24 protein-coding genes and 3 tRNA genes are annotated in these 26,754 nt (G+C 65.3%); 10 read left to right on the top strand and 17 right to left on the bottom strand.

What is annotated here, in order from left to right:
- Window positions 1-85: 85 nt before the first annotated feature.
- The 4 genes from EBS11_RS09305 to EBS11_RS09290 all read left to right on the top strand — a co-directional run bounded on the left by EBS11_RS09305 (window position 86) and on the right by EBS11_RS09290 (window position 3,877).
- Window positions 86-1,669, top strand: a complete 1,584-nt coding sequence (locus EBS11_RS09305; protein ID WP_290602230.1) for a sensor domain-containing diguanylate cyclase — start codon at window positions 86-88, stop codon at window positions 1,667-1,669.
- A 14-nt stretch (window positions 1,670-1,683) separates the two neighbouring features.
- The gene (locus EBS11_RS09300) at window positions 1,684-2,451 is read left to right on the top strand and encodes a CPBP family intramembrane glutamic endopeptidase (RefSeq protein ID WP_290602229.1); all 768 of its coding nucleotides are present in this window, start codon (window positions 1,684-1,686) and stop codon (window positions 2,449-2,451) included.
- A gap of 72 nt (window positions 2,452-2,523) precedes the next feature.
- Window positions 2,524-3,183, top strand: a complete 660-nt coding sequence (locus tag EBS11_RS09295) for a hypothetical protein (protein WP_290602228.1) — start codon at window positions 2,524-2,526, stop codon at window positions 3,181-3,183.
- Window positions 3,184-3,376: 193 nt separating this feature from the next.
- The gene (locus EBS11_RS09290) at window positions 3,377-3,877 is read left to right on the top strand and encodes an ATP-binding protein (RefSeq protein WP_290602227.1); all 501 of its coding nucleotides are present in this window, start codon (window positions 3,377-3,379) and stop codon (window positions 3,875-3,877) included.
- Here the strand turns inward: EBS11_RS09290 and EBS11_RS09285 are convergent.
- Both EBS11_RS09285 and EBS11_RS09280 read right to left on the bottom strand, forming a co-directional pair.
- Window positions 3,874-5,019, bottom strand: a complete 1,146-nt coding sequence (locus EBS11_RS09285) for an alpha-hydroxy acid oxidase (protein WP_290602226.1) — start codon at window positions 5,017-5,019, stop codon at window positions 3,874-3,876. The two genes, EBS11_RS09290 and EBS11_RS09285, sit on opposite strands and share 4 nt — an antisense overlap.
- A 106-nt stretch (window positions 5,020-5,125) precedes the next feature.
- Window positions 5,126-6,082, bottom strand: a complete 957-nt coding sequence (locus tag EBS11_RS09280; protein ID WP_290602224.1) for a phytanoyl-CoA dioxygenase family protein — start codon at window positions 6,080-6,082, stop codon at window positions 5,126-5,128.
- A 119-nt stretch (window positions 6,083-6,201) separates the two neighbouring features.
- Here EBS11_RS09280 and EBS11_RS09275 point away from each other — a divergent pair, with 119 nt between their 5' ends.
- The gene (locus EBS11_RS09275) at window positions 6,202-7,077 is read left to right on the top strand and encodes an AraC family transcriptional regulator (protein ID WP_290602223.1); all 876 of its coding nucleotides are present in this window, start codon (window positions 6,202-6,204) and stop codon (window positions 7,075-7,077) included.
- Window positions 7,078-7,132: 55 nt separating this feature from the next.
- On the opposite strand, the gene EBS11_RS09270 is transcribed toward EBS11_RS09275, so the two are convergent.
- Window positions 7,133-7,209, bottom strand: a tRNA-Arg gene (locus EBS11_RS09270).
- 222 nt (window positions 7,210-7,431) lie between these two features.
- Between EBS11_RS09270 and EBS11_RS09265 the strand changes: the two genes are divergently transcribed.
- Entirely contained in the window at window positions 7,432-8,655 is a 1,224-nt protein-coding gene (locus tag EBS11_RS09265; RefSeq protein ID WP_290602221.1) for a NosD domain-containing protein, read from the top strand.
- Between the two features lie 70 nt (window positions 8,656-8,725).
- Here the strand turns inward: EBS11_RS09265 and EBS11_RS09260 are convergent.
- Window positions 8,726-8,802, bottom strand: a tRNA-Arg gene (locus EBS11_RS09260).
- Between the two features lie 82 nt (window positions 8,803-8,884).
- Window positions 8,885-8,961: transfer RNA gene (locus EBS11_RS09255), tRNA-Arg, on the bottom strand.
- Window positions 8,962-9,450: 489 nt separating this feature from the next.
- Here EBS11_RS09255 and EBS11_RS09250 point away from each other — a divergent pair.
- Both EBS11_RS09250 and EBS11_RS09245 read left to right on the top strand, forming a co-directional pair.
- On the top strand, window positions 9,451-11,904 hold the full coding sequence (locus EBS11_RS09250; RefSeq protein WP_290602219.1) for an ATP-binding protein: 2,454 nt from the start codon (window positions 9,451-9,453) through the stop codon (window positions 11,902-11,904).
- 318 nt (window positions 11,905-12,222) lie between these two features.
- A complete protein-coding gene (locus EBS11_RS09245; protein WP_290602217.1) occupies window positions 12,223-13,206 on the top strand; it encodes a diguanylate cyclase in 984 nt (327 codons plus the stop codon).
- An 84-nt stretch (window positions 13,207-13,290) separates the two neighbouring features.
- Here EBS11_RS09245 and EBS11_RS09240 read toward each other — a convergent pair whose 3' ends face one another.
- The gene (locus EBS11_RS09240) at window positions 13,291-13,686 is read right to left on the bottom strand and encodes a hypothetical protein (RefSeq protein WP_290602216.1); all 396 of its coding nucleotides are present in this window, start codon (window positions 13,684-13,686) and stop codon (window positions 13,291-13,293) included.
- 317 nt (window positions 13,687-14,003) lie between these two features.
- Here EBS11_RS09240 and EBS11_RS09235 point away from each other — a divergent pair, with 317 nt between their 5' ends.
- Window positions 14,004-14,717 carry an ATP-binding protein gene (locus EBS11_RS09235; RefSeq protein WP_290602215.1) on the top strand — a complete coding sequence of 238 codons (714 nt, stop codon included), beginning with the start codon at window positions 14,004-14,006 and terminating at the stop codon, window positions 14,715-14,717.
- A 16-nt stretch (window positions 14,718-14,733) separates the two neighbouring features.
- Here the strand turns inward: EBS11_RS09235 and EBS11_RS09230 are convergent, their stop codons facing one another.
- Window positions 14,734-15,318, bottom strand: coding sequence for a hypothetical protein (locus EBS11_RS09230; RefSeq protein ID WP_290602214.1), 585 nt, complete (start codon window positions 15,316-15,318; stop codon window positions 14,734-14,736).
- Between the two features lie 140 nt (window positions 15,319-15,458).
- Between EBS11_RS09230 and EBS11_RS09225 the strand changes: the two genes are divergently transcribed.
- Complete coding sequence (locus tag EBS11_RS09225) at window positions 15,459-15,974, top strand: DUF6265 family protein (protein ID WP_290602212.1); 516 nt, start codon at window positions 15,459-15,461, stop codon at window positions 15,972-15,974.
- A gap of 43 nt (window positions 15,975-16,017) precedes the next feature.
- On the opposite strand, the gene EBS11_RS09220 is transcribed toward EBS11_RS09225, so the two are convergent.
- From EBS11_RS09220 to EBS11_RS09175, 10 genes are all read right to left on the bottom strand, one after another.
- On the bottom strand, window positions 16,018-17,316 hold the full coding sequence (locus EBS11_RS09220; protein WP_290602210.1) for an NAD(P)/FAD-dependent oxidoreductase: 1,299 nt from the start codon (window positions 17,314-17,316) through the stop codon (window positions 16,018-16,020).
- A gap of 20 nt (window positions 17,317-17,336) precedes the next feature.
- Window positions 17,337-17,849 carry a hypothetical protein gene (locus EBS11_RS09215; RefSeq protein ID WP_290602208.1) on the bottom strand — a complete coding sequence of 171 codons (513 nt, stop codon included), beginning with the start codon at window positions 17,847-17,849 and terminating at the stop codon, window positions 17,337-17,339.
- Between the two features lie 92 nt (window positions 17,850-17,941).
- On the bottom strand, window positions 17,942-18,703 hold the full coding sequence (locus EBS11_RS09210) for a transporter (RefSeq protein ID WP_290602206.1): 762 nt from the start codon (window positions 18,701-18,703) through the stop codon (window positions 17,942-17,944).
- Between the two features lie 77 nt (window positions 18,704-18,780).
- Window positions 18,781-20,436: a methyl-accepting chemotaxis protein gene (locus tag EBS11_RS09205; protein ID WP_290602205.1), complete on the bottom strand. Its 1,656-nt coding sequence runs from the start codon at window positions 20,434-20,436 to the stop codon at window positions 18,781-18,783.
- Window positions 20,437-20,667: 231 nt separating this feature from the next.
- Window positions 20,668-22,050, bottom strand: a complete 1,383-nt coding sequence (locus tag EBS11_RS09200) for a copper oxidase (RefSeq protein WP_290602204.1) — start codon at window positions 22,048-22,050, stop codon at window positions 20,668-20,670.
- A 2-nt stretch (window positions 22,051-22,052) separates the two neighbouring features.
- Complete coding sequence (locus EBS11_RS09195; protein WP_290602203.1) at window positions 22,053-23,423, bottom strand: TolC family protein; 1,371 nt, start codon at window positions 23,421-23,423, stop codon at window positions 22,053-22,055.
- A gap of 1 nt (window position 23,424) precedes the next feature.
- Entirely contained in the window at window positions 23,425-23,790 is a 366-nt protein-coding gene (locus tag EBS11_RS09190) for a hypothetical protein (protein WP_290602202.1), read from the bottom strand.
- A 109-nt stretch (window positions 23,791-23,899) separates the two neighbouring features.
- On the bottom strand, window positions 23,900-24,325 hold the full coding sequence (locus EBS11_RS09185) for a hypothetical protein (RefSeq protein WP_290602201.1): 426 nt from the start codon (window positions 24,323-24,325) through the stop codon (window positions 23,900-23,902).
- A gap of 56 nt (window positions 24,326-24,381) precedes the next feature.
- Window positions 24,382-24,903, bottom strand: coding sequence for a hypothetical protein (locus EBS11_RS09180; protein WP_290602200.1), 522 nt, complete (start codon window positions 24,901-24,903; stop codon window positions 24,382-24,384).
- Between the two features lie 134 nt (window positions 24,904-25,037).
- Window positions 25,038-26,588: a sensor domain-containing diguanylate cyclase gene (locus EBS11_RS09175; RefSeq protein WP_290602199.1), complete on the bottom strand. Its 1,551-nt coding sequence runs from the start codon at window positions 26,586-26,588 to the stop codon at window positions 25,038-25,040.
- Window positions 26,589-26,754: the final 166 nt, after the last annotated feature.

The following is a 26,754-nucleotide window of genomic DNA, read 5'->3' as shown; positions in this document are numbered from 1 at the left end:
CGATGTGGCAACTTTGTGGCACAGCTTTTCATGTAGTATGGCAATATTCCTCACCATGTCAATGATGCAACTTCATGATGCGCCTATGGATGCAGTAAACAATCCCGCCCACTCCGACGCCGGCGCGCTGCCGCCGGAGAGCCACGCCGGCCGCAGGCGGCCCGTGATCGTCTGGGCCAGTGCGGCTTTTTTCTGCATGTGCGCCCTGCTGCTGGGCATGACGGTGTGGATCGTCTGGTCGTCACGCGAGGTGCGCTTGCGCGAAGCGAAGGCGACGACGGAAAACATGGCGCGCACCCTGGCCACGCAAGCCTACATGGAACTGGAAATCGCCGATGTGATGCTGGAAAACATCGTCGAGCAGATGCGCCGCGCGGGTGGCAATGCGGGCACGGGCGAGCGGCTGCAAGCCCACGTGGAGCAGCTGACCAGGAATATCGGGGAAATTACCGGCGTCTTCATCTTCGACCGCCACGGAGACTGGCTGGCCGCATCGTCCGGCGCCCAGGCGGATGGCAACAATGCCGACCGCGATTATTTCCACTATCACAAGACGCACGCGCAGCGGGGCAGCCATATCGGCGCGCCCGTGCGCAGCAAGTCGAGCGGGCAATGGATCTTGCCCGTGTCGCGCCGGGTGGAGTCGGCGGACGGCGCCTTTGCCGGCGTGGTGCTGGTCACCCTGGGCCTGGCATCGTTCGAACGCATCTATGACAGTCTCAACCTTGGCAATGCGGGCACGGCCTTCTTCGCCCTCGATGACGGCAGGCTGATCTACCGGCGGCCGTTCCAGAGCGAGGTCATCGGCATGGATATCTCGTCGGGCGCCATCCTGCGCGCCTACCGCGAACACGGCCCCGTCGGCACGGCCATGATGACGGCCAAGGTGGACGAGGTCGAGCGCCTGTACAGCTATCGCCACCTGGAGCGCTTTCCCGTCATCGTGGCGGCAGGTTTATCGAAGGAAGATATTTTCGCCGAATGGCAGCGGCTGAGCACGCAAATCGTGCTGGCGTCGCTGGCGGCAGGCGCCGCGCTGCTGTTCCTGTTCCGCAAGGTGATGCGGCAGATCGCCGTCCGCGACCGTATCGAGGCCAGCCTGCGCCAGGCCACGACACAATTGCAGCACGCCAATGCCGACCTGGCGGCGCGGGCGGCGCAGGACGGCCTGACGGGACTGGCGAACCGCCGCAGCTTCGACGAAACGCTGGCGCAGGAACTCAACCGCGCCCGGCGCAATGGCCAGCTGCTGTCGCTGATCATGCTGGACGTGGATTTCTTTAAAAAATTTAATGACCAGTACGGCCACGTGGCCGGCGACGCCTGCCTGCAGGCGGTGGCCGGCGCCGTGGCGCGCAGCGTGGGCCGCACGGAAGACCTGGCGGCGCGCTACGGCGGCGAGGAATTTGCCGTGATCCTGCCCGGCACCGGCACCGCCGGCGCGCTGGACGTCGCCGAAGCCATCCGCGCGGCGGTGGTGGCCCTGCAGATACCGCACGCGGCCAGCGCCATCGACGTCGTCACCGTCAGCCTGGGCGCCGCCACGCTCGAGCCGGACCTGGGCCGGCACGCGGACGCCAAGGAACTGATACGCCAGGCCGACGCCTTGCTGTACCAGTCGAAAAACAGCGGGCGCAACCGCGTCACCATCCACACACCTGCGGCATGAGGCCGATCATTTCCATGCCAAGAATCCATATCACCTTGCCGGTGGCCCTCGCCGCGCTGGCCGTCTGGCTGGTCCTGACCCTGGGCGTGCGCTGGTTCGCAGCGGCCGGCAATCCAGGCGTGGAGGCAGCCGTGAGCAGCGGCATCGGCATGTCGTGGGCGTTGGCCGCGCTGTTCTCGCTGGCGCTGGTGCTGGCATCGGACCAGCGCCGCGCGGCCGGGCTGTATGCGCCGCAGCCCCTGAAGACCTTCTGGCTGGTCTGGCCGCCCCTGCTGTATGCCCTGCTGATGCTGCTGCTGGCCTGGGCCGGCGGCTGGCCGATGCCGCGCGTGCTGCTGATGGTGGCCTGCAATGCGGCCCTGGTGGCCATCTCGGAAGAATTGATGTTCCGTGGCATATTACTGCAAGGCATGCTGGAGCGGTATGCACTGTGGCCGGCCGTGCTGATGTGCTCGGCACTGTTCGGCGTGGTGCACACCACCAACGGCCTGGCCACGGGCGACGTCAGCGGCGCCCTGTGGCAAGCCGTGGCCGCCGCCTTGCAGGGTGTCGGCTATGCGGCCATCCGCCTGCGCACCCGCTCCGTCTGGCCCATGGTGCTCGTGCATGGACTGTGGGACTTCGCGCTGGTGACGGCCACCTTGCCGCACCCGGCCGAAGACGGCGCATCCATCCTGCCGTATGCCGCCCTGCTGGCCGTGCTGCCCCTGTGCCTGTACGGCGTCTACCTGCTGCGCCCCAGCCAGCGCGCCGCCGTGACGCTGTCCGATGCGGCCGCATAGCGCAACAGGCATGGTTAGCTCACGCCACCAGCGTGACGTGGCTAGATTTTTTTGATTTGTTGAAGGAGTTGCATGGCATTTTTTTCACGTGATTACGAAGTCTTCCTGCTGCTGGCCGCGCCCGATGCCGCGCCGCTGTGGGCGTCGGCGCAATGGACGCCGTTCGCCGCCAGCTTCGATGGCATCGTCGCGCAGGCGGGAACGCGGGGCAAGGCGGGCGTGCGCAGCCACCAGTACAATCCCAAGGGCAAGCCGCTCGCCTTTGGCCGCCTGGGCTGGGACGACAAATCGCATGCGAAGTGGACGCACACGGCGGCCACGACCGAGGCGCGCTTCATGAGCCTGGAAGCATGGGCGCCCACATGGACCACCTGCGAAAACGAAGATCAGGCGCCCGATGTGTTCCTCGCCCTGGCCAACGAAGCGCTGCTGGGCCGCGCGGACAAACCCTTGCGGTTCGGCCAGCGCCTCGTGTGCGCCATCGCCACGGACTTGGGGCCGGAAACGGCCGCCGCCGTGCACGCGTCGCTGGCGCAGCTGGCCAGGCAGCAAGACGCCGTCGTCTTCGCCCGCGCGCAACGCCAGTGGGGCCACGCCTCGCCCTACGGCGGCTTCACGGGCGCCATCCAGGACATGCTGATCGGCGGCCTGTTCCGGCAAGACGACCCGCATGCGCTGCCGCTCGATGCGCACGCCTTCCGCGACGCGTGGACCCTGCTCGACACGCATTGACAAGGCCCCGCCGGCATGGCATCGTTCTCCCATGCAATCACCATTCCCGCCCCTGTCCTCCATTATTGCCGCCATTCCAACGATGGTGGCTGGCCAGGAATAAGATTGCCAAAGCCGCCCGGAAGGCGGCTTTGATCTGCAGCAAACAGTCAAAACGTCTCGCGGGCTTTACTTCCCTTTCAAGCGAGCGACCATGCCCCCTGCCTCCAGCACCTCCCCCACCCTGCACCTCGCGTGCGGCAAGATTGCCTCCGGCAAATCCACCCTGACCGCCCGCCTTGCGCAGATGCCCAGAACCGTGCGCATCAGCGAAGACAGCCTGCTGGCGCAGCTGTATCCGGGCCAGATCGCCAGCCTGGCCGACTACGCGGCCTGCGCGGCGCGGCTGCGCGCGGCCGTCGCCCCTCTGGCCCTGCAGATGCTGCAGGCGGGCGTGTCCGTCGTGCTCGATTTCCCCGCGAATACGCCGGCCAGCCGCGCCTGGATGCGCGACCTGTTCCAGCAGGCGGACGTGCCGCACGTGCTGCACTACCTCGACGTGCCCGACGCGGAATGCAAGGCGCGCTTGCGCCAGCGCAATGCCAGCGGACTGCACCCGTTCTCCACCAGCGACGCGCAATTTGATGCCATCACGCGCCACTTCGTGCCGCCCGACGCGTCGGAAGGTTTTGATATCGTGCGGATTGCCGCTTAAAACGTTCCCGGCAGCAGGATCTTCTTGTCCACCTGCTGCAGGTCGCGCAAGCCGCAGAAAGCCATCGTCAAATCCAGTTCGTTGCGGATGATGTCCAGGCATTTCGTCACGCCCGGGCCGCCCATGGCGCCCAGGCCGTACAGGAACGGGCGGCCGATGTACACGCCCCTTGCTCCCAGCGCCACGGCCTTGATCACGTCCTGGCCCGAGCGGATGCCGCCGTCCATGTGGACTTCGATCTGGCTGCCGACGGCTTCGACGATGGCGGGCAAGGCTTCGATCGACGATTGCGCGCCATCGAGCTGGCGTCCGCCGTGGTTCGAGACGATCAGCGCATCGGCGCCGCTGGCGACGGCCAGGCGCGCATCTTCCGCGTCCATGATGCCCTTGATGATGAGTTTGCCGCCCCAGCGCTGCTTGATCCATTCCACGTCCGCCCACGACAGGCTGAGGTCGAACTGCTGCTGCGTCCAGGCCGACAGGGACGACATGTCGGAGACGGACGTGGCGTGGCCGACGATGTTGCCGAAGCCCCGGCGTTTCGTGCCCAGCATGCCCGCCACCCAGCGCGGCTTGGTGGCCATGTTGATGATGTTGGGAATGGTCAGTTTCGGCGGCGCCGACAGGCCGTTGCGCAAGTCCTTGTGGCGCTGGCCCAGCACCTGCAGGTCCAGGGTCAGCACGAGCGCGCCGCACTTGGCCGCCTTGGCGCGGTCGATCAGGCGGTTGATGAATTCGCGGTCCTTCATCACGTACAGCTGGAACCAGAACGGTTTCGTCGTGTTGGCCGCCACGTCCTCGATCGAGCAGATGCTCATGGTCGACAGGGTGAAGGGCACGCCGAAGCGCTCGGCCGCCTGGGCCGCGAGGATTTCCCCATCCGCATGCTGCATGCCCGTCAAGCCCGTGGGCGACAGGGCCACCGGCATCGACACGGCCTGCCCGACCATGGTCGAGGCCAGGCTGCGGTTTTCCAGGTTGACGGCGACGCGCTGGCGGAATTTGATTTTGGCGAAATCGCTGTTGTTGGCGCGGTAGGTCGATTCCGTCCAGGAGCCGGAATCGGCGTAGTCGTAAAACATGCGCGGCACCCGTTTCTGGGCCAGCACGCGCAAGTCTTCGATGCAGGTGATGATACTCATGCGTTTCCTCGGTCGATGGCAAGTCAGTCCATGATCGTGCATTTGCCCCCGCTTGTCTATCCGGCAGGCAATGCCGCCGGACGATGCCGCCGGACCGCCTCCACGCCTACCAGCTGCGCGCGCCGAGGATTTTCTCGCCCAGTTCGCTCAACTGCGCCTGCGGGTAGCGCAGCTTTTCCTTCTCCTCGGGGTCGCCGGGAAACGCGTAGCCCTGCGGCGCGCTGCGCTCGCGCCAGCGTTGCACGCGCCAGTCGCGCAAGGATTGATTGTCTTGCTGCGCGGGCGTGAAGGAAATGTACTGCGCCAGGCGCACCTGGTCCGTCGACGTGTTCGGGCGGATGCCGTGCGCCAGCAGGCTGTTAAAGATCAACAACTCCCCTTTCTTCATGGCGATGAATTCCATCGGGTACGGCACGGTCGCCAGGTCCGGCTGCCACGGGTTGCGGTCCTGCGGCACGCTCTTGCGCCAGGCCAGCAAATTCTTGAACAATTCCGGATAGCATTGAAAGCCGCCGCTCTCGGGCGAGGTGTCGGACAGGGCCAGCACGCCCTGCACGTTGACGGGCAGCGGGTCCAGCGTGGTGTCCGCATCCCAGTGGATGAAGCCGCCAAACTTGCGCTTGCCCTTGTTGGGCGTGTTCAGGTTGGCCCGGTCGATGGTCACCCACAGGTCTTGACGGTCCCAGATATCGACGAAGGCGTCAACCACGCGCGGCGTCTGGCGGTTATCCCACAGGACCTGATTGTGGTAGGCCTCGACCATGCCGGAACCGTTGAGCTCCTGCATCGCGTGTTCGCGCAGCTGCTCGCGGTTCCACGTGGCGGGGTCATGCTCGTCCAGGCCCTGAAATTCCCACAGGAAATCGGTAGTGCGGCGCACCTGCTCGGGAGTAACCGCATCCTTGACGATGACGTAGCCATAGGTTTGCCAGTGCAGGAAATCGCTGGCGGACAGCACGCGCAGGGGCAGCTGCTTGCGGATGTCGCGCAACTGGGTCTGTTCCGTGTAGGCCACGGACGGGTTGCCGGGACGGTCTTCGCCGTAGTGGTATTTGTCTTGCATCGCTGTCTCCTGGTGGTGATGGGATGAGAGCGATTGTGCGATGCCGGTGCCGGGCAAACTACGCCGTTGGCGGCCAATACTGATACTATCCTGACTATTCCAACGTTCACAACGTCACGATGACGCCTTTATTCGAACAAGTCACGATACCGCCCGGCCACTCCTGGGGCTTGCTGTGGCGCGAACTCGACACCATTCCCTTCATCTGGCACTACCACCCGCAATTCGAGCTGACCCTGACGGTGAATGCCCGTGGACAGCGCTACATCGGCGACCACGTGGGCGACTTCGAGCCGGGCGACCTGGTGCTGCTGGGGCCGAATCTGCCGCACACGTGGTCCGCCAGCGAGCGCATCGACGGCGCGCAGCCCATGCTGGCCGTCGTCGTGTGGTTTTCGCCGGAATGGCTGGCGCAGCTGGCGGCGTGCTTTCCCGAGCTGCACAGCTTGCGGCAACTGGCGGCGCGCGCCGGCCCTGCCCTGCATTTTTCGCCGGAAACGAGCGCGCGCTGCGCGGCCAGGCTGCTGCAGCTCAATGCCCTGGCCGTGCCGCAGCGCCTGCCGCTGCTGCTCGACGTGCTGCTGGAGCTGGCCGGCGACAGGGGCGCGCAGCCGCTGGCCTCGCAAGCGCAGGCGCCGGTGCAGGCCGACGGGCAGCACAAGCGCATGGCCGGCGTGTTCGACTTCATGCATGCGCACTTCCGGGAAGAAATCGCACTGGAGACCCTGGCGCAGCGGGCGGCCCTGTCGCTGGGCGCCTTCCACCGCTGCTTCAAGCGCCACGCGCATTGCACGCCGGGCGAATACCTGCTGCGGCTGCGCATCGGCCGCGCCTGCCAACAGCTGATCGAGAGCAATCTGGCCATCGCCGTCATCGCGCAGGAGGCGGGCTACCGCAACCTGGCGCATTTCAACCGCCAGTTCCGCGCCGCCAGGCAGCTCACGCCGCGCGCGTTTCGCCAGCAGTACCGGCGCGGCCCGACAGGCGCGGCATAAAACCTTTCGGAAACGAAAAAGGGGACCAGATTTTACGATCTGATCCCCGATATTCTGGTGCGGCTGGCAGGAATTGAACCCACGACCCCTTGGTTCGTAGCCAAGTACTCTATCCAGCTGAGCTACAGCCGCCTAAGACACGATTATAGCAGGGCTTTGCAGAATGGCAAAGGGCGTGGCGGCGATATTTCACAGTTGATGCGGACCAACTGCCTGGGCGCACCGCGCACACCGCCTGCGCGGTGCGAAAAAGTACTTCTTTTACATTTAAATAAAACAACGTTATTTAATGATGTTATATTTAAGATAATTAAATAAATTTCAGCCGTCCCACTCCCGCCACCAGAGGAAATCATGCGCCCTGCCTGTTCGACTTTCGCCTTCGCCACCTTTGCCGCCCTCGCCCTGACGCCGGCCGTGCATGCCCAGACCATGATGAGCATCAGCGCCCTGCAAGGCGATCCGGCGCCGCCGCCCGTGGTGTTCATCTCGGATACGGGCCGCGAGGGCCTGTTTTACCTGTCCGGCACGGGTACCGCCGCCGACACCGACGGTGCCACGACCATCCTCAGCGGCAACAAACTGTACAAGCGTTCGTACAGCGGCGCCCTGCACGCCAAGTGGTTCGGCCTGTCGGAAGCGTCGGCCAACAATACCCCTGCCGTCACGGCCGCCATCGGCAGGCTGAAATCCGGCCAGGAACTGGTGATCGATGCAGGCGAATACAGATTCCAGGGTGCGCTGCGCCTGCCTGCGAACAAACGCATCCGCCTGACGTCGCTGGGCACCCTGTACTTCGGGCCTGGCGACGGCATCATCGTGGAAAATACCCATGATGTGTATTTGGAAAAAATCGTCGGCCGGAGCTGGACCAGCGCCACGCCCGATTACAGCACCTACAGCGGCTCCGGCGTCACCCTGCTCAACGCCTCGAATGCCAACCTCAACGCTCGCTGGATCGAGGGATTCAGGAATGGCATCAAGGTCACGGGCGACGGCACCGCCAAGGGATCGCAGTACAACAAGGTGCAATTCAATTACCTGTACCAGAACGCGGTGGGTATCTACCTGACGACGGAAAGCACGGGCAGCCAGAACTGGGTCAATGAAAACACCTTCACGGGTGGCCGCATCGCGGGCGAAACAGGCTTGCGCGCCGAGAAGGGCCCGAACCAGACGGATTATTTCAACGGCAACAAGTTCTATAACATCGGCTTTGAAAGCCTGCTCAACGGCATAGACGCCGACCATTTCAGCCACAACACGATCATTGCGCCCCGCTTCGAGCAGGTGCAATACGGCATCAACCTGAAATCGAATACCTACAGCAATACCATTATCAGCAGCAGCATTTACGAAGGCAGCTTTGTCGGCGGCGGCGTGCAGGGCAATGCAGGAAAGTACACGACCGTGCTGGGTACCCTGCTGACGACGGGAGGCATGATGTCGGGAGCGCTGAGCATCTCGAACCAGGAAGGGAAATTTCTTTCGGTCAACAGGGACCCCAGCCACAGCGCCAACAGCGAAACGCTGGGCAAGATCCTGAGCCTGTCGAACCTGGTGAATGTCGTGCCGTAAGGACAGCACGCGCGGCAATGCAAAAAGCCCGGAGAGCGGACTCTCCGGGCTTTTCATTTACTGCTGATACTGGTGCGGCTGGCAGGAATTGAACCCACGACCCCTTGGTTCGTAGCCAAGTACTCTATCCAGCTGAGCTACAGCCGCAAAACTTCTACAACATTCCATCGACTACATGGAGGTGCAACTTTTTACAACATAACCAGGCAAAGCCTGATTTTCAGTATTCTGGTGCGGCTGGCAGGAATTGAACCCACGACCCCTTGGTTCGTAGCCAAGTACTCTATCCAGCTGAGCTACAGCCGCGCAGGCAAACATTATAGCGTATTCATTTCGCTTTGAAAAGTTCGATTTTTCAATCGCTTAGCTGACTTTGCAGAATACCGCCCCGCATGATCCGCTACCTTTTCACCGCCAAAAAGCTGACGCCTTTATCGATGGACACAGCTGCTTTCACAGTGGCATCCAGCGAATCGAGAAGTTGCTGTCTCGAAAGAAGCGGGATTATAGGGACTGCTTTCGCGCCTGTCCAGTGCTATCTGCAGGCGCCGGAAAAACACGCGGCCGGCACGCGGGCCGCCAGCGCGCAAGCGTGCGGTGGCAGCCTGCCGCTTGGAGCTACAATACTACCCAGGTACACGGTGCTGGCGCGGGCACCCGGCGGACGGGAATCCTCCATCTTGGCCGGTGCGCGGCCCGCCAGTGACGCGACCGCGACGCGCCGCCCCGGCCGGGGATGGCAGACCACCGGGAAGCGGCAGCCCAGGTGGCAGACTAACTGTTGCAGGATTTCCGATGGCCAAGCATGAACGCAAGCAAGACCTGCTGCCCCCATCCGGGCCGCTGAGCCTGTCAGGCGAGCATCTCGCCAGCCTGCTTGAGGGCATTACCGACGGCTTTTGCCTGCTCGACCGCGACTGGACCATCCGCTATATCAACACGCGCGGCGCCGACATGCTGGCGCCGCAGCGCCCGCCAGGGGCCAGCCTGGCCGGCAGCAGCCTGTGGCAAGCCTGCCCCGGCCTGCAGGGCAGCGAGCTGGAATCGCACTACCGGCGCGCCATGGCGCAGCAGCAAGGCAGCAGCTTCGAGCTGTTGTACCCGCCCCTGGGACGCTGGCTGGAAGTGCGCATCTTCCCTTCCAGCGACGGCCTGACCACATATATCCAGGACATCAGCCAGCGCAAGGCGGCCGAGGACAGCCTGCGCCAGAGTGAGGAAGACTTGCGCGCGCTGGCCAATTCCATTCCGCAACTGGCCTGGATCGCCAGCTTCGACGGCACCATGGCCTGGTACAACCAGCGCTGGCACGACTACACGGGCACCACCGCCGAGCAGATGGCGGGCGACGGCTGGAGCATCGCCTACGATGCGCAGCACCTGCCGCAGATGCTGCAGGGCTGGAAGGCCGCCCTGCATGACGGCGCGCCCTTCGAGATGGAATTTCCCATCCGCGGCGCCGACGGCCAGTACCGCTGGTTCCTGACGCGCGCCAATCCCGTGCGCGACCGAGGCGGCCAGCTGCTGCGCTGGTTTGGCACGAGCACCGACGTCGACCAGGTCAAGCGGGCGCAGGAAGCCCTGCGCGACGAAACCCGCGTGCTAGAGCTGCTCAACAATACGGGCGCCGCCCTGGCCGGCACCCTGGACCTGCCCTCCCTGCTGCAGGAAACCGTCGATGCGGCCACGCGCATCAGCGGCGCGCGCTTCGGCGCCTTCTTTTACCATGACGACGAGCAGGCAACGCACCGGGCGCGCGCCGTGAGCGGCATCAGCCTGCGCCAGGCCGACGCCATCGCCGCGGAGCTGCGCCAGGGGCCGGCCATGCGCCGGAATGACTTGCTGGCGGCGCCCGACGGCCACGCCGGCGCCGCCCCGCCCCTGCGCAGCTGCCTGAGCCTGCCTGTCAGCTCGCGCTCGGGCTACCTGCTGGGCCGCCTGCTGCTGGGCCACCCGCAGGCGGGCATGTTCAGCGCGCGCAGCGAACGCATCGTCGCGGCCATCGCCGCCCAGGCCGCCGTCGCGCTGGACAATACGCGCCTGTATGCGGCCGCCACGCGGGCCGCCGAGGAGCGCAAGGTATTGCTCGACAGCGAACGCGAGGCGCGCGCCGAAGCCGAGCGCACGAACCAGCTGAAGGACGATTTCCTCGCCACCCTGTCGCACGAGCTGCGCACGCCGCTGTCGGCCATCCTGGGCTGGGCCCAGGTGCTGCGGCGCGGCACGCGCGACGAGGCCGACCTGCACCGGGGCCTGCAAAGCATCGAGCGCAATGCGCGCGCGCAGGCGCAGCTGATCGAGGACTTGCTCGACATGAGCCGCATCACGTCCGACAAGGTGCTGCTCGACCTGCAAGCCCTCGTGCCGGCCACCGTCATCGCCTCGGCCATCGAAACCCTGCGCCCGGCGGCCGACGCCAAGCACATCACCATCCTCTGCGACGTCGCCAGCGATGCGGGCAGCATCACGGGCGATCCCAGCCGCATCCAGCAAGTCATCTGGAACCTGCTGTCGAATGCCCTGAAATTCACGCCCCAGGGAGGCCGCGTGGAGATCGGCGTGCGCCGCGACGGCACGCGCCTGGCCATCACGGTGGCCGACAACGGCATCGGCATCCGGAAAGACTTCCTGCCCCACGTCTTCGACCGCTTCCGCCAGGCCGATGCCTCGACCACGCGCAAGCATGGCGGCCTGGGGCTGGGGCTGGCCATCGTCAAGCACCTGGTGGAACAGCATGGCGGCACGGTAACGGCCAGCAGCGGCGGCGACATGCAGGGCGCCAGCTTCACGGTGCGCCTGCCGCTCACTCCGCCCGCCGCGGCACGCCTCCCGGGCCAGGCGGCGCCCGCGGCCAGCGACTTGCGCGGCATCAAGGTGCTGTTGGTGGACGACGAGGCCGACGCGCGCGAGCTGACGGAACGCATCCTGCGCGACCACCATGCCGAAGTGCATGGCGCCGGCAGCGCGGCGCAGGCGCTGGCCCTGCTGGCGACGGTGCAGCCGCACGTGCTGGTGAGCGACATCGGCATGCCCGGCATGGACGGTTTCGACCTGCTGGCGCAGATACGCGCCGGGGCGGCCGGCGCCCTGCCGGCGCTGGCGCTGACGGCCTTCGCGCGGCCGCAGGACCGCCAGCAGGCGCTCGACAGCGGCTTCCAGGCCTGGATCTCGAAACCGCTGGACCCGGCCGAACTGCTGGCCGCCGTGGCCAGCCTGGCGGCCCCACACCTGGCCGCCGCAGCCCCTTGACTGCCGTACAAAAGATGATGCAAGGAAATACATTACTCAGGACAAAATGATCATTTCCATGGGTTGGCCTTCCTACTTTCAGACGCGGCACTGTCCTACAAGCAACTTCACTGAAGTTTGCTACACTGAAATGCAGAAGCACACCTGCATGGCAGGGTGCCGACAATCGGCCCTGGCTGCCAGGAATGGCAGAAGCGAGTTCATGCGCTGTTGTGCGCCCTATCTTGTTGCAAGGCGCTACTATCCTGTCGAGCCGTCGCCAGCCCATTACCTGCGGTAGAAGCCAGCGTTGCATAGACCGTATAACCGAGACCCTACATGCCCAGCCAAGATGAGATTTTGAAAGCCAAAATTTTGGTCGTCGACGATTCCCCCGACAATGTCGACCTGATGCTGGAAATCCTGCGCGATGCCGGTTATACCAACGTCACGGCCACCATGCGCCCGGCCCAGGTCTGCCCCCTGCACCAGGAACATTGCTACGACCTGATCCTGCTGGACTTGCAAATGCCGGAACTCAATGGTTTCCAGGTCATGAAAGGCTTGAAGGAGATCGAGCACGGCGGCTACCTGCCCGTGCTGGCCCTGACGGCGCAGCCCAGCTTCAAGATCGCCGCCCTGGAAGCAGGCGCGCGCGACTTCATCAGCAAGCCCTTCGACCTGATGGAAGTGCACAAGCGCATCCACAACATGCTGGAAGTGCGCCTGCTGTACAAGGAACTGGCGCAGTACAGCAAGCAGCAGCAGGAACTGGCCCTGCACGACCCGCTGACGGGCCTGCCCAACCGGCGCCTGCTGGAAGACCGCATCGAACACACCCTGCAGCAATCGGCCCGCAACCGGGGCAAGTCGGCCATCCTGTACCTGGACCTGGACGGCTTCAAGGCCATCAACGACAGCTACGGCCACGGCTATGGCGACGACATCCTCAAGATGGTGGCGGCGCGCCTGGTGGGCGCCTCGCGCAAGGAAGACACGGTGGCGCGCATCGGCGGCGATGAATTCGTCATCGTGCTGGGCAACCTGGCCGGCAAGGGCGACGCCCGCGAACCGGCCGCCAAGCTGATCGAAGTCATTTCCGAACCGTATTTCATCAACGACCTGACCCTGCGCCTGTCGACCAGCATCGGCATCGCCATCTACCCGGACGACGCCACTTCCGTCGAGTCGCTGCTGGGCGCGGCCGATACGGCCCTGTATGAAGCCAAGCGCGCCGGCAAGAACCGCTTTTGCTGCTCGCCCCACGAAGTGATCGCCGCCCAGGTGAACATGCAGAAGAGCGGCATCCCCTCGATCGCCTGACGCCGGCCAGCGCGCAGCTGCCGCGCAAGACGCAAAAAAACCGGCGAGCCATGGGGCCAGCCGGTTTTTTTATGCCTGACGGCCTTATTTCTTGCCGGCCGCTACTTCATGCTTGCCCGCATGCTGGTGGTCCGTTTGCGCATCGACCGTGTCGGGCGACACTTCGATGCGCGTGATGCCCGCATCGACGGAGATCGGGTCGCTGGCGGGGAAGGTCATTTCCACGGCGTCGTCCAGCAGTTCTTCCTTGGCGCGCTCTTCGCCGCTCATGCCCTCTTCATCGGCCAGGATGGCCAGGGCGCTGGCCCATTTGACGAAATTCAGGTTGGACAGTTCGCGTACGGTGGTCACGCCGAATGCCTGCTGCAGGGCCTTGGCATCCTTGGCGCTGACGCCGCGCAGGGCGCTGATGGGGGCGTTGACGATATCGCGGAAGCTTTTATCGAGGTATTCCTGGTCGACGATGGTATCGATATTCATGGCATGTCCTTTCGTTTCGGTAAGCGGGCCTGTGCGGCGCCCTGCGCCACGGCGGCAGCGATGCTGCGTGGAGATGATGCACGCCCCCACTATGGCAGGAGCCCGGGAGCCGGTATGTGCGCAGCCGTACGTAACGGCGGGAACAGGGCGGGCGCCAGTGCGGCGGCGGCAATCTTATTTTTTGCATAAAAATGATGGGAGGAGATTAAAATTGCCTAAAAGACAGAAATTTTCCATCCATGCGCCCTGCGATGGAATCCTCATGTATGATCCACCACTTGAATTTGGTCCTATCCTTTCACCATTCACGGGGCGCTATGTCCGCACAAACAGATCCGAACCAGGAAGCGGCCCAGGCCGATGCGGAACGCGCCGCCGACCTCAGCGAACTGCTGGGCCACGTCAATACCAGCTGGGATAACGAGCGGCGCGCCCTGTCGCGCCAGCTGCACGACAGCCTCGGCTCCTCCCTGACGGCCCTGACCATGCATTTGTCGCTGCTGACGCAAAAGATGCCGCAGGAAGCGCCCCTGCTCGACCGGGCGGCAACCATGAAGCAATTGCTGCTGAACGTCATCGAGACGAACCGCCAGATGCAGATGAAGCTGTGGAACGACAAGCTGGAATTCCTCGGCGTGAACGTGGCGCTGGGCGAACTGGCCACGCAATTTGCCGAACAACACAAGATCACCGTGCGCTGCAGCCTGCCCGAAGATGAACTGATCTGCCCGCGCAACGTGGGCGTGGCCCTGCTGCGCACCCTGGAAGAAGCGCTGAGCAACATCGCCGCGCACGCGCAGGCAAGCGAAGTGGACATCATCATCGACGACAATGAAGACGCGCTGATGATGACGGTCAAGGATAACGGCGTGGGCTTGCCCGGCAGCGCTCCCGTGCAGATGAGCAAGCATGGCCTGCGTTCCGTGCGCGAACGCGTGCACTACCTGGGCGGCAGCCTGCACCTGACGGCCAACCCGCAAGGCGGCACGGCCCTGAGCGTCATCCTGCCCCGCATCACGCCAAAAGAATAAGCAAAAGCCGCGCGCGTCAGCGCGGCCGCAAGCCTTCAGGCCAGAGCAGTTGCGCGCCCAGCACGGCGCGGCGTGCGCCATGCCCGGCCAGGCTGGCGCGCCGGCCTTCCAGGATTTGCAAAAAATGTCCAACACGCAACACATCCGTCAATTGCGCCGTCAGCGCGGCATCGGCCGCATGGTCCGCTCCCGTCCATGCCAGCGCCAGCAGGCTTTGCCAGATGTCGGGCAATGCCAGGCGCCAGGCGGGCGACGCGAGGAAGACGCCGGCAGGCTGGCCCAGCGAGGCACTCGTCCGCGCCAGCAATTCCTCGCGCGCCAGCTCGCCGGGCCAGCCTTCAAGCTCGGCGCGCCACAGGGGAAAGGTGGCCAGCGGCGCCGGCAGCGCGTCCAGCGAGCCGATGAAACTGGCCCTGCCACACCCGGCCACGCGGAAACGCAAGGCCTGCCGCACGCTTGCCCCCTCCTCGCCCGCGCAGGCCAGCAGCAGCTGGTAGAAATCGAGCTGCTCCGGCTCCAGGCCCAGGCTGTTCAAGCTGATGTAGCGATCATCGAACCGGCCCGGTGCGGCGTCTAACTGCGGCGTGGAAGTCTCGTGCATGGTGCTCCTCGGCAAGATGGGGGGGGGAAGGTCGCTCTCTTTGCCGAGTATAAAGTGTTTGCCGTGTGCAGCCCAGCATCGGCTACACTGGACGGGCGCGCCCCAGGGAGCGCCCACACACCGCAACGACAGGAGATGGCATGCAACGATACGCAATGACCTTGCTGGCCGCGCTGCTGGCCATGGGCGCGGCCCGGGCCGCCGGCAACACCGTGCCGCCGCCGGAAACGGTGGACAAGCTGGCCTGGCTGGCCGGCTGCTGGAACGTCGATGGGGCCGAACCGGGCTCCGGCGAACAGTGGAGCACGGCCGCCGGCGGCACCATCCTCGGCACGAGCCGCACGGTGAAAGGCGGCAAGACGACGGATTTTGAATTCGTGCAGATCCGCCTGACGGAACCGGGCCAGCTGGCCTACATCGTGCAGCCATCGGGCCAGCCGCCCGTCGTCTTCAATCTGCTGCGCCAGGACAAGCCGAATGAATTCATCTTCGCCAACCTGGACAACGACTTTCCCAGCCGCATCATCTACCGCCGCGACAGCGAGCGCATCCTGCACGCCAGCATCGTGGGCACCCTGAAGGGCAAGTTCACCACCATCGCCTTTCCCATGACCAAGGCGCGCTGCGAGGCGGCGCCCGCCCCGCGGGGCAAATAAAAAGGGGCCTCGCGGCCCCTTTTTCAGTGAAACAAGTCATTCTTCAGTGCAGCTTGACCTGCGGCGTGCTGCGCTTGATGAGGAAGCGGCCCATGGCCATAACGGCCGTGCGCACGCTGCCCAGCACGGCATTGTGGTGCATCAGGTGCAGGCTGACATACATCATGCGGGCGACAAAGCCTTCGACGAACCAGCTCAGGCCCTTGAGCGAACCCATCAGCGTACCGACGGAGGTGGTGCGGCCGAACGACACGAGCGAACCGTAATCGAGGTATTCATACGGTTTCGTCTGCGGCGGCTTGCCCTTCGCCTGCAGCACGAAGGTTTTCAGCAGGTAATCAGCTTGCTGGTGGGCAGCCTGGGCGCGCGGGGGCACCAGCTTGCCATCCGGGCCGGTACAGGCGGCGCAATCGCCCAGCGCATAGATATTCGCATGGCCCTGCACGTTGAGCATGCCCGTCACTTCCAGCTGGCCGGCGCGGTTGGTCGGCAAGCCCAGGGTGGCCAGGAATTCCGGCGCGCGGATGCCGGCCGCCCACACGCAGATGTCGGCCGCGTAGCTGGTGCCGCTGGCCACCGTCACCTGGTCGGGGTCGATGGCCGTCACGCGCGTGTCCGTCACCACGGTGATGCCGTGCTGGTGCAGCAGTTTCGACGCGGCGATGGAGACGCGCTCGGGCAGCGGCGCGAGGATGCGCGGCGCCCCTTCGAGCAGGGTGATGCGCACGTCCTTGATGGCGTTGAGGTTCTGGAAACCATAGGCCGCATACACGCCGCTCGCTTCGCGCAGCTCGGCCGCCAGTTCCACGCCCGTGGCGCCGCCGCCGATGATGACGATATCGACGCCGGGATGGCCCGCGTCGCCCTGGCGCTGCTCGGCCATGGCCAGCAGCTTGAGCAAGGTCAGGCGGAAGCGTTCCGCGTCTTCCGTGGCATTCAGGGAAATCGTGTTTTCCTTGGCGCCGGGCACGCCGAAGTAATTCGAAGTGCTGCCCACGGCCAGCACCAGCTGGTCGTAGCTGATTTGGCGCTGCGGCAGGAGCTGCTCGTCCTTGTCCGTGGCGATGGCGCCCACGGTCAGGCTGTTCGAGGCGGCGTCGAGCGCGATCAGGGGACCGTAGACATAGGTAAAACCATTGTCATGCGCCAGCATCTGGTACGACAGGCCTTCCTGGTGGATGTCCAGGGTGCCGGCCGCCACTTCATGCAGGGATGGTTTCCAGATATGGTACAGGCGGCTGTCGACCAGGGTGACCTGGCCGGCGCCGAGCTTGCGGCTGAGTTTGCAGGCCAGCTCCAGGCCGCCTGCCCCGCCACCTACGATTACGATTTTACTATGCAAAGATCCTCCTGCTTGCTTGTTTAGTCCCTGCGCCCGTTGCCGTTGCCGTTGCCGTTGCCATGGCCCCTGCCCGGATTGTCGTCATGCTTGTCGCGCTTGTCATCATGCTTGTCATAATGGCCGTGATCACGGTCATGGTCCCGATAATCGGGGCGGCCATGCTGTTGCGGCGGACGTCCGCCAGGACGGCCATAGTCGCCATGCTGCTGGCGATAACGGGGCACATACTGGTTGTTATACCAACTATCTTGGACGAAATATACCTCTTGGTTACAGGCATTATACTTGCGGCAGTGCTTGGACCAATGTTTCGCATGGCCGGGCGGCACGCGCAGGTAGATGGGGGCAGCCGAATAGTATTGCGGGCGCTGCACGATGACGGGCTGCGCATAGATCAACTGGGGGGCGGGATAGTCGCCGATGTCGAGGCGTCCGTAAAAGCCAGGCTGGCCGACAGTGACGGAAACGCCGACTTGCGCCATGGCGCCGGTGGCGGCGGAAAGCAGGACGGCGGCAAGTATCAGGGTTTTCATGGAGGCACTCCTTTTATTGGTTATGCCTGCATTGTAGACCCTGCGTAAAAACAAGTTTGTTCGCAAGGACACATAAGAGCGGCGTGGCAAGCTCACCATAGCTGGCCCAGGGGCACGACCAGCCCGCTGAACAGCGACCAGTCCGGCGACGCGGCCGTCAGGCCTCTTGCCATGCCGACATCGATGGCCAGGCGCGGCGTGGGACTGTAGGTGGCGGCCAGCAACAGCTGGGCGGTGGCGGGCGCGCCCCGCAGGCGCGTGCCCGACAATTCCGCCGTGGCGCCCCAGCGCGCGCTGACGGGCGTGGAAAATGACGCCGCCCAGCCCGTTTGCACCCTTCCCGTGCCCGGATCGGAGGCGCCCAGGCGCGTGGCGTTCAGGTTCGCATCCATGTGCACGGCGCCCAGGTCGCGGCTGAAAATGCCGTTGAGCGACACGTCGCTCCTGCCGCTGCCGATGGTATCCCTGGCCGTCGGCGCCTTCCAGCCCAGTTCCAGGCCCAGCGCCGTGGCGCTGTCGAGCAAGAAGGCCCGCTTCAGCACCAGGGTCGTGTCGCCCACGCCCGTCTCGCGCCGGCCCGGCTCGTCGCGCAGGCGCACATACGCCTCGCCTTCGAGCAGCAAGCCCCATTCCGGGCTGAACGCCAGCTTGAAGGTGTACGGCAGGCTGGCGCGGCGCGTGCCATCCGTCTTCGTCGCCAGGCCGCCCGCCTCGAATTCCAGCTGGCCCGGTGCGGGCAGCTGCGCGGGACTGGCGACGGAAGGGCGATACGGCAGCACGGGCTCGCCCTCCTGCGCCAGGGACACCAGCGGCGCCAGGAGCAGGGACAGGCATAACAGGCGAAGAGACGGCATACAGGACCCGGAAGTGGCAAACGCGCAATAGCGACAGCCTACCACCGCCGCGCCGATTGCGCGCGGACAAGCCGCACTCAGGCCAGGCGGCGCACGCCCTGCCGCGCCGACGGCGACGGCCGGCGCAGCGGCGTGACGTTGCTGGCGGGCGGCACGGCCATGTGCTCGGCCTGGGCATGCAGGCGGAACACGCCCACCAGTTCCGTCAAGGTCTGCGCCTGGTCCTGCAGCGATTCGGCCGCCGCGGCCGCCTCTTCGACGAGGGCCGCGTTTTGCTGCGTTACCTGGTCCATCTGCAGCACGGCCTGGTTGACTTGCTCGATGCCGGCGCTTTGCTCGGCGCTGGCGGCCGTGATTTCCTGCATGATATCGGCCACCTGGCGCACGCTGGCGACCACCTCGTCCATGGTCTTGCCCGCGTCATGCACGAGCTTGGCACCGGCTTCCACCTGGTCGACGGAGTCGCCGATCAGGGTCTTGATTTCCTTGGCGGCACTGGCCGAGCGCTGCGCCAGGCTGCGCACCTCGGACGCCACGACGGCAAAGCCGCGCCCCTCCTCGCCCGCCCGGGCCGCTTCCACGGCCGCGTTCAAGGCCAGGATGTTGGTCTGGAAGGCGATGCCGTCGATGACGCTGATGATGTCGACGATCTTGCGCGAGGATGCATTGATCGACTCCATCGTCTGCACCACCTGCCCCACCGCAGCGCCGCCCTTGCCCGCCACGTCGGAAGCGGCGCCGGCCAGCACATTGGCCTGGCGCGCATTGTCCGCATTCTGGCGCACGGCCGAGGTCAGCTGCTCCATCGACGAGGCCGTTTCCTCCAGGGAACTGGCCTGTTCTTCCGTGCGGGACGACAGGTCCAGGTTGCCCTGGGCGATTTCGCCCGAGGCCGTATTGATGGTATCCGTGCCCGAGCGCACCTGGCTGACGATGCCCACCAGCTTGTCGCGCATGGTCTTCATGGCAAACAGCAGGCTGCTGCTGTCGTGGCTGGCCGTGCGGATATCCACGGTAAGGTCGCCTTCGGCAATGGCGCCCGCGATCTGCACGGCATACGCCGGCTCGCCGCCCAGCTGGCGCGTCAATGCCCGCGTGATCAGCGCCCCCAGCGCCAGCCCCGCCGCCACGCTGCCCAGCACCAGCGCGATCATGAAGCTGCGGCTGGTCTCGTACACGCTCGACGCCTGCGCCGCCGCCGCCCTGGCCCGCTCCTCTTTCTGCGTGGACAATTTATCCAGCATGCCATCGAGCTCGTCGGCATGCAGACGCGTCTTGTCGAGCAACTGCGTCAGGGTGGCGCTGCGCTGCGCCAGCGGCTCGGCCGCCGCCATTTCCAGGGCCTGCCGCATGGTGGCGATATACTCGGCCTCGACGGTGGCAAAGCGGGCAAACAGTTCCTTCGCCATCGGCGAGACGAACAGGGGCCGGGCCTTGGCCAGGTTGCTCTTGTTGCTTTCAAGAAATTTTTCGATATCGGCCTGGCGCTTGCCGCGCTCTTCCTGCGTGGTGGCCAGCAAGAAATTGCTGCGCGCGCGGCCCACCTTGATCAGGGCGATATTGGCTTCCTTGATGTACGACAAGCCCAGCAGCTCGTTGTTGTACATCTGTCCCGCCATGGTGTCGATCTTGCCCATATTGAAGATACCGATGCCGGCCACGATGGCCCCCATCAGGGCGACACAGAAAAATGCCGCCAGCAAGCGCGTTCCCACCTTCATCTGATTCAACATGATTCCTCCGGTTTGCAGCCATGCCACCACGCCGCGGTCGTGCACAGCGGCGCCGGACACGGCCGGGACGAGCAGCGCTTCAAAGAAACGGAACACCTTGAATATAAAGAAAAAAGGGCAGATAAAATACTCGGATTGTCACTACGCGACAAATCCTTGATCTGAAGCAACACGCAAAACGGCTTGCCATGCTAGGCAAGCCGTCAGATTCAGCCGGGCCGGCCCCACATCTTAATGCCCGGCGTGGCCGCCCGGCTTGCGCACCGTCATCTCCACGCCACCGCGGGCCGGCAACTTGCCCGCGCCCTGGCCGCGCACGGGTTCCGGCAAGGCGCCCGTCCATTCATAGGCCAGGGTGCCGGCCGGGTGCTTGTACCAGCCCGGGTCGCGGTAGTCGCCCGGTTTCTGGTCCTTGCGCACCTTCACCGTGGTAAACATGCCACCCATGCCGATGGCGCCGAACGGGCCGTCGCCAGCCATCATCGGCAGGGTATTGTCGGGAATGGGCATCTGCATCTCGCCCATGTCGGCCATGCCCCGCTCGCCCATCACCATGTAGCCGGGCACGAGCTGGTTGATCTTCGCCGCCACGCCCTGGTGGTCGACGCCTATCATGGTGGGCACGTCATGCCCCATGGCATTCATCGTGTGGTGCGACTTGTGGCAGTGGAAGGCCCAGTCGCCCAGGTCCGTGGCCGTGAACTCCACGGCGCGCATCTGGCCCACGGCCACGTCCGTCGTCACTTCCGGCCAGCGCGACTCCGGGCGCGTCCAGCCGCCATCCGTGCCCGTCACCTCGAATTCGTGGCCGTGCATGTGGATGGGGTGGTTCGTCATGGTCAGATTGCCCACGCGCACGCGCACCTTGTCGCCCTGGCGCACCACCATGGGGTCGATGCCGGGGAAGACGCGGCTGTTGAAGGTGAACAGATTGAAATCCGTCATGGTCATGATCTTCGGCGTGTAGCTGCCCGGATCGATGTCGTAGTTGCTGAGCAGGAAGACGAAATCGCGGTCCACCTTCATGAAATTCGGGTCTTTCGGATGCGTCACCCAGAAGCCCATCATGCCCATGGCCATCTGCGTCATTTCATCGGCATGCGGGTGGTACATGAAGGTGCCGGGGCGCTTGGCGATGAATTCATAGACGAAGGTCTTGCCCGGGGCGATGCCGGGCTGGGTCAGGCCCGTGACGCCGTCCATGCCGTTAGGCAAGCGCTGGCCATGCCAGTGCACGCTCGTGTGTTCCGGCAATTTGTTGGTGACGAAGATGCGCACCCGGTCGCCCTCCACCACTTCGATGGTGGGGCCGGGCGACTGGCCGTTATAGCCCCACAGGTTCGCTTGCATGCCGGGTGCCAGTTCGCGCACGACGGGTTCCGCCACCAGGTGGAATTCCTTGACGTTGTTGTTCATGCGCCAGGGCAAGGACCAGCCGTTCAGGGTGACGACGGGGTTGTACGGGCGTCCGTTCGGCGGCGGTAGTGGCGCCTTGGTATCCGCGCCGGCCATCGTGACGGCTTCCGGCAGGGAGGCGGCGCCCACGCGGCTGACGGCCGCGGCACTGAGGGCGACGGCGCCCGCGTTCATGAAAAAGTTTCTACGTGTAATCATCATTATTCCTTTGCCGCAGCTGCCGCACCTGGGCCGCTGCCATTGATGGCCGATTGCAATTCGGTTTGCGCGATCCAGAAATCGCGCTGGGTGGCGATGGCACCGTTCACGCTGGCCACCTGCTCGCGCGCGTCGGCCAGCAGCTCAAAGACGCTGGCCAGCATGCCGTTGTAGCGCAGCAACACCTCATGCGAAATCGTCTTGCGCAGCGGCACGACTTCATCGCGGTAGTGGCGCGCCAGGTCGTAGGCCGTGCGGTAGCTGGAATACGCCTCGCGCACTTCCGAGCGGGCCTTGACGGCCGTGCCCGCCGTGCGCTGCAGCGACTGTTCATACAAGGCTTGCGCCTTTGCATTGCGCGCCGAACCCCAGTCGAACAGGGGCAATTCCAGCGAGATTGCATAGCCGTTCTCGCGCGGCGCCTCGCTCGTGCTCTTGTTGGTATAGCCCGCGTCGAGCACGTTGACGAAACCCGTCACCTTCGACAGGCCCAGCGCGTCGGCCGTCGCGTGCGCGTCGAGCTTACTCATCTGCACGTCGAGCCGCTGCTCCATGGCCTGCGCCTCGATATCGCCCGCTTGCGCCGGCGCGGCCGGCAGGTCGGGCAGGCGCTGCGGCAAGGTAAATGCCGTCTGCCGGCCCCACAGGCCCAGCAAGCGCGTCAGGTGTTCGCGCGTCACCACTGCCTGGTGGCGCGCGCGGGCCAGGTCGCTGACGGCGTCCGCATAAAACACTTGCTGGCGCGCCTGGTCGAGGCGGCTCCAGTTGCCCGCCTGCTGCAGGCGCGTGGCCAGTTCCGCGCCCGCCTCGGCCGACAGCAGCGCGCGCTGCATGAACTGCTCCGTCTGCACGGCGGCCACGGCATTGAAATAGGCGCGGCGCGTGTCGGCCGCCAGCTGCACGGCGCTGCTGGCCGCCTGCAGCTTGGCCTGCTCGAAACGGCCCCGTTCGATGTTCACGCGCAGGGGCATGGTCAGCAGGCCGGCCAGGTCGAAGCTGACGCCGCGGTCGATTTCATTGCCGTGGCTGCCGTGCGAGCGGCCGAAGGACAGGCCCGGATTGCGCAAGCGCCCCGCCTGCACCAGGTCCGCCTCGGAGGCGCCCAGGTCGGCCAGGGCCGCTTTCAGGCCGTGGTTGTTCATCAGGGCGATGCGCACGGCGCTGTCGGCGTCCAGGGGCTGGGCCAGCAGCTGTGCCAGTTTCTCGTCCGTGTCCGTGGCGGACAGCGCGCCGGGCGCGCCCGTGCGGGCATCGGCCACCCTGGACACCGTCGCCATGCCGCCATCGGGGCTGAAGCTGGCGCAGCCGCCCAGCAGCAGGACGGCTGCCAGCGCCAGCGGCGTCAGGCACATTGATGTATGCAAGCGGGCCATCTCAGTGTCCTTCGTGGTGGTGTTGCGGGGCGGGCTTGCCGGACGGCTTGGGCATGGCCTCATCCTTCGGCATCTTGTCCATCGGCATGGCATGGCCTTCCATCTTGTGGCCTTCCATCTTCATCATGCCCATGTGGCCGCCAGCCTTGCCGACTTTTTCGTTCACGGCGCGCCAGGTCTGGTCGGGCGTGGCGTCGTCCTCGGCGGCGGGAAGGTAGCCGGCGAAGGCGGAGCGGTAGGTGGCGGCCGGCACGGGCGCTTGCGCGTCTTGCGGCGCGGCGGCGGATGGGGCCGGGGTGGCTGCGGCGGCCAGCGGCGCGGCCAGCGCAACGCCGGCGGCCAGCGCGAGGCTAAGTAATTGCTTCATGGTATTCCTTGAATGACAGGGTATGGCGCGGCGGGCGCGCGGTGGAACGCTGGCGTGCCATCGCCACGTGCAGGGACGTGCGGCGGCGCACCGCCAGGTTCACGGGCGGTCAGGCGGAGTGCGTGCTTCTCGGGGGACGTTCGGGTCCGGGCGGGATATGCCCGGCGAACAGGGAATCGGGCGCCAGCGCCGGGGGCGGCGCGCGCAAGGTCCATGCGGGCACGGCAGGCATGCCGGGCGGCGCCGTGGCGCCCACGGTGCAAGCGCCATGGTTGCTGCAATCGTGGCCGTGCTGCATGGCGCCGCCATCGTCCATGGCCATTTTCATGCTCATCGGCTGGTCCTGCATGTACATATCGGCCATGTCGGCCATGCCGTGGCACTGCGGGGCTTGCGCCTGCGCCGCCGTGACGGCGACCGCCAGCTCGTCCACGCAGCAGCTGCGCATGGCCGACGCAAAGCCCTGCAAGGGCAGCGTCACGGCCAGCAGCCACAGCAGCGAGTGGGCGAGAGAGCGGAAAAAGGCACGGTTCATGGCATGACTATAAACCTTCCCACATGAGGAAGGTCAAGTCCCCATTTGCGCCCCGCTCACTGCGTCAGCCAGATGACGTACACGCCGTAGTAGCCTTCGCCCTCGAACACGGCATGGCCGTCGGCGAACGACACGGTGTGCACCTGATTGATGGTGAAATAGGCGCGCCGGTCGGCCGTCGCCACGTCGCCCCAGTAGCGGGCATCGGGCGCACGGTAGCCGCTGGCGCGGCCGATGGCCGCCAGCAGGTCGCCGATCATGAAGTCCAGCAGCATCCCGGCCAGCAGCGGCCGGTGGCCCCCCAGCATGGCCGTGATGCCGGGATAGCCGGCGTCCTTGAGTTCGGGCAAGTCGCTTTCCTCATACTGCAAGTCGTCTTCACGGCAGGTCTGGATAAAACTGTTGAACGGCGCGTCGAGCAGGCCCGCCAGCGCCCCTTCCGGCACGCGCAGGCGGAAGGGGTGCAGCGGCAGCGCGCAGCGCTGGCCATAGTTGAGGTCGCAGCAGCCGAGGAAGGCCAGCGCGTGCGGCCGTCCGGCGACGTCGCAGCGGATGCCAAGCTCTTGCTCAAACGTCATTGCCATCCATCCCTGCCATGCCTGCCATCCCCGTTGTGCGTGTCAAGGCCCCATGGTAAGCGCTGGCGCGCAAACAGGACAGGCTCAGAAGCAACAGAAAACAGCGTATCAGTTTGTGCCGCGCGGCAATGCCATCAGGCCGGCTCCGTGATGCCCACGCAGTTGCGGCCGTTTTCCTTGGCCACATACAGGGCCGCGTCCGCGGCCAGCAGCACGGCGTCCATGCCGCCGCCCTCCTGCTCCGACGACACGACGCCCAGCGACACGGTGACGGGTCCCGCGCCGGGGATGACGGCGGCGGCCACCTTGGCGCGCAGGCGCTCGGCCACCTGGATGGCCACGTCGAGGTCGGCGTCGGGCAGCAGCATGATGAATTCATCGCCGCCGTTGCGGCACAGCACGTCCGCATCGCGCGAGCAGGCACGCATCAGCTGCGCCAGGCGCAGGATGACGTCATCGCCCACGGCGTGGCCCCACCGGTCGTTGACCTGCTTGAAATGGTCGATATCGATGGCGATGACGGAGAACGGCCGCGCCTGCGCATGCCAGGCGTCCAGCGCCGCCGCCATGCCGCGCCGGTTCGACAGCCCCGTCAGCGGGTCCGTCTGCACGTCCGTCTTCAGCTTGCCGATCTTACTTTGCAGCAAAGCCAATCCCTTCAGCAGGGCTTTCTTGATCTGCGCCGCTTCAACGTACCAGGAACGGATGGCGGCAATATGCTCGGCCGTGCCAGGCGTATCCATGCGCCGCGCGCCCTCGGCCAGCTGCACCAGGGGCCGCGAAATGAGGCTGGCCAGCCACCAGATGAATGGCAGGCTCAGCAAGGCGATCGGCAGGGAATGCCAGACCGTGTCGGCCATCAGCTGGTTCAGCGGCGCCAGGGTCATGGCCGTCGGCCGCTGCGCCACGATGCCCCAGCCCGTCGATGGCATGACGGCGTAGCCGGCCAGCATGTCCACGCCCAGGCTGTTGTCCATGCGCCGGTTGCCGCCGCCCTGCTGCGCGATGATGGCGTCGATGACTTCATTGCTGCCGGCCACGTCGCCCAGGCGCGCGGGGTCCGGGTGGTACAGCAGGCGCCGCTTCTGGTCCACCACGTACAGGTAGGACCCGTCGCGGTAGTAGTGCTGGCCCAGCATGGTGTACAGGATGTTTTTCTGTTTCAGGTAGATGCTGCCGCCCACGTAGCCGAGGTAGCGCCCGTCCCTGTCCAGGATGGGATGCGAAATGAAGACCACCAGGTTGCCCGCCGAGGAGACGTAGGGCTGCGTGATCAGGGGCCGCCGTTCGCGCAGCGCCTGCGCGGCGCCTGCCGAATCGAGCGTGCGGTGCTTGAGGGCCAGGGTTTCCGGCGACACGCCCAGCACCTTGCCCTGGGCATCGACGATGAGCACGGAGTTAAAACTGTTGGTTTGCAGGCGCAGGCGCTGCGCCTCGGCCGTCAGCCAGGCGTCGTCCGCCATGCGCGACGGCAGGCTGGCCGCGCTGTAGGCCAGCTGCTGGCGTGCCGATTGCAGGAAATCCTCGGCCGTGCTGGCCAGCTTGCTGGCATACGCATGGTTCGCTTCCAGGGTCGTATCGATCAGCAACTGGCGCTGCACGCGGTAGCTGGCATAAAAGGTATTGGCCAGGGACACCAGGGCACTGGCAAAGGCCACGAGCACGATCAAACGGCGCAGGTTCATGCGCAGAACAGGTTTAGTCCACATGGCGTAGGAGAGAGGCAATCTTGCGCAAAAGAAAGGGCGCATTATACCGAGACACCCGTGCCAACATTGAAATCCTGGCATCAATGGGCAGGGATTGTGGACAGGCGGCAACGGCGTGCGCTGCCGCCTTGATATGTATCAA

The sequence above is a fragment of the Janthinobacterium sp. genome, assembly GCF_009923995.1.
Classification (GTDB): domain Bacteria; phylum Pseudomonadota; class Gammaproteobacteria; order Burkholderiales; family Burkholderiaceae_D; genus Janthinobacterium.
This window is presented reverse-complemented; position numbering and strand designations above follow the sequence as displayed.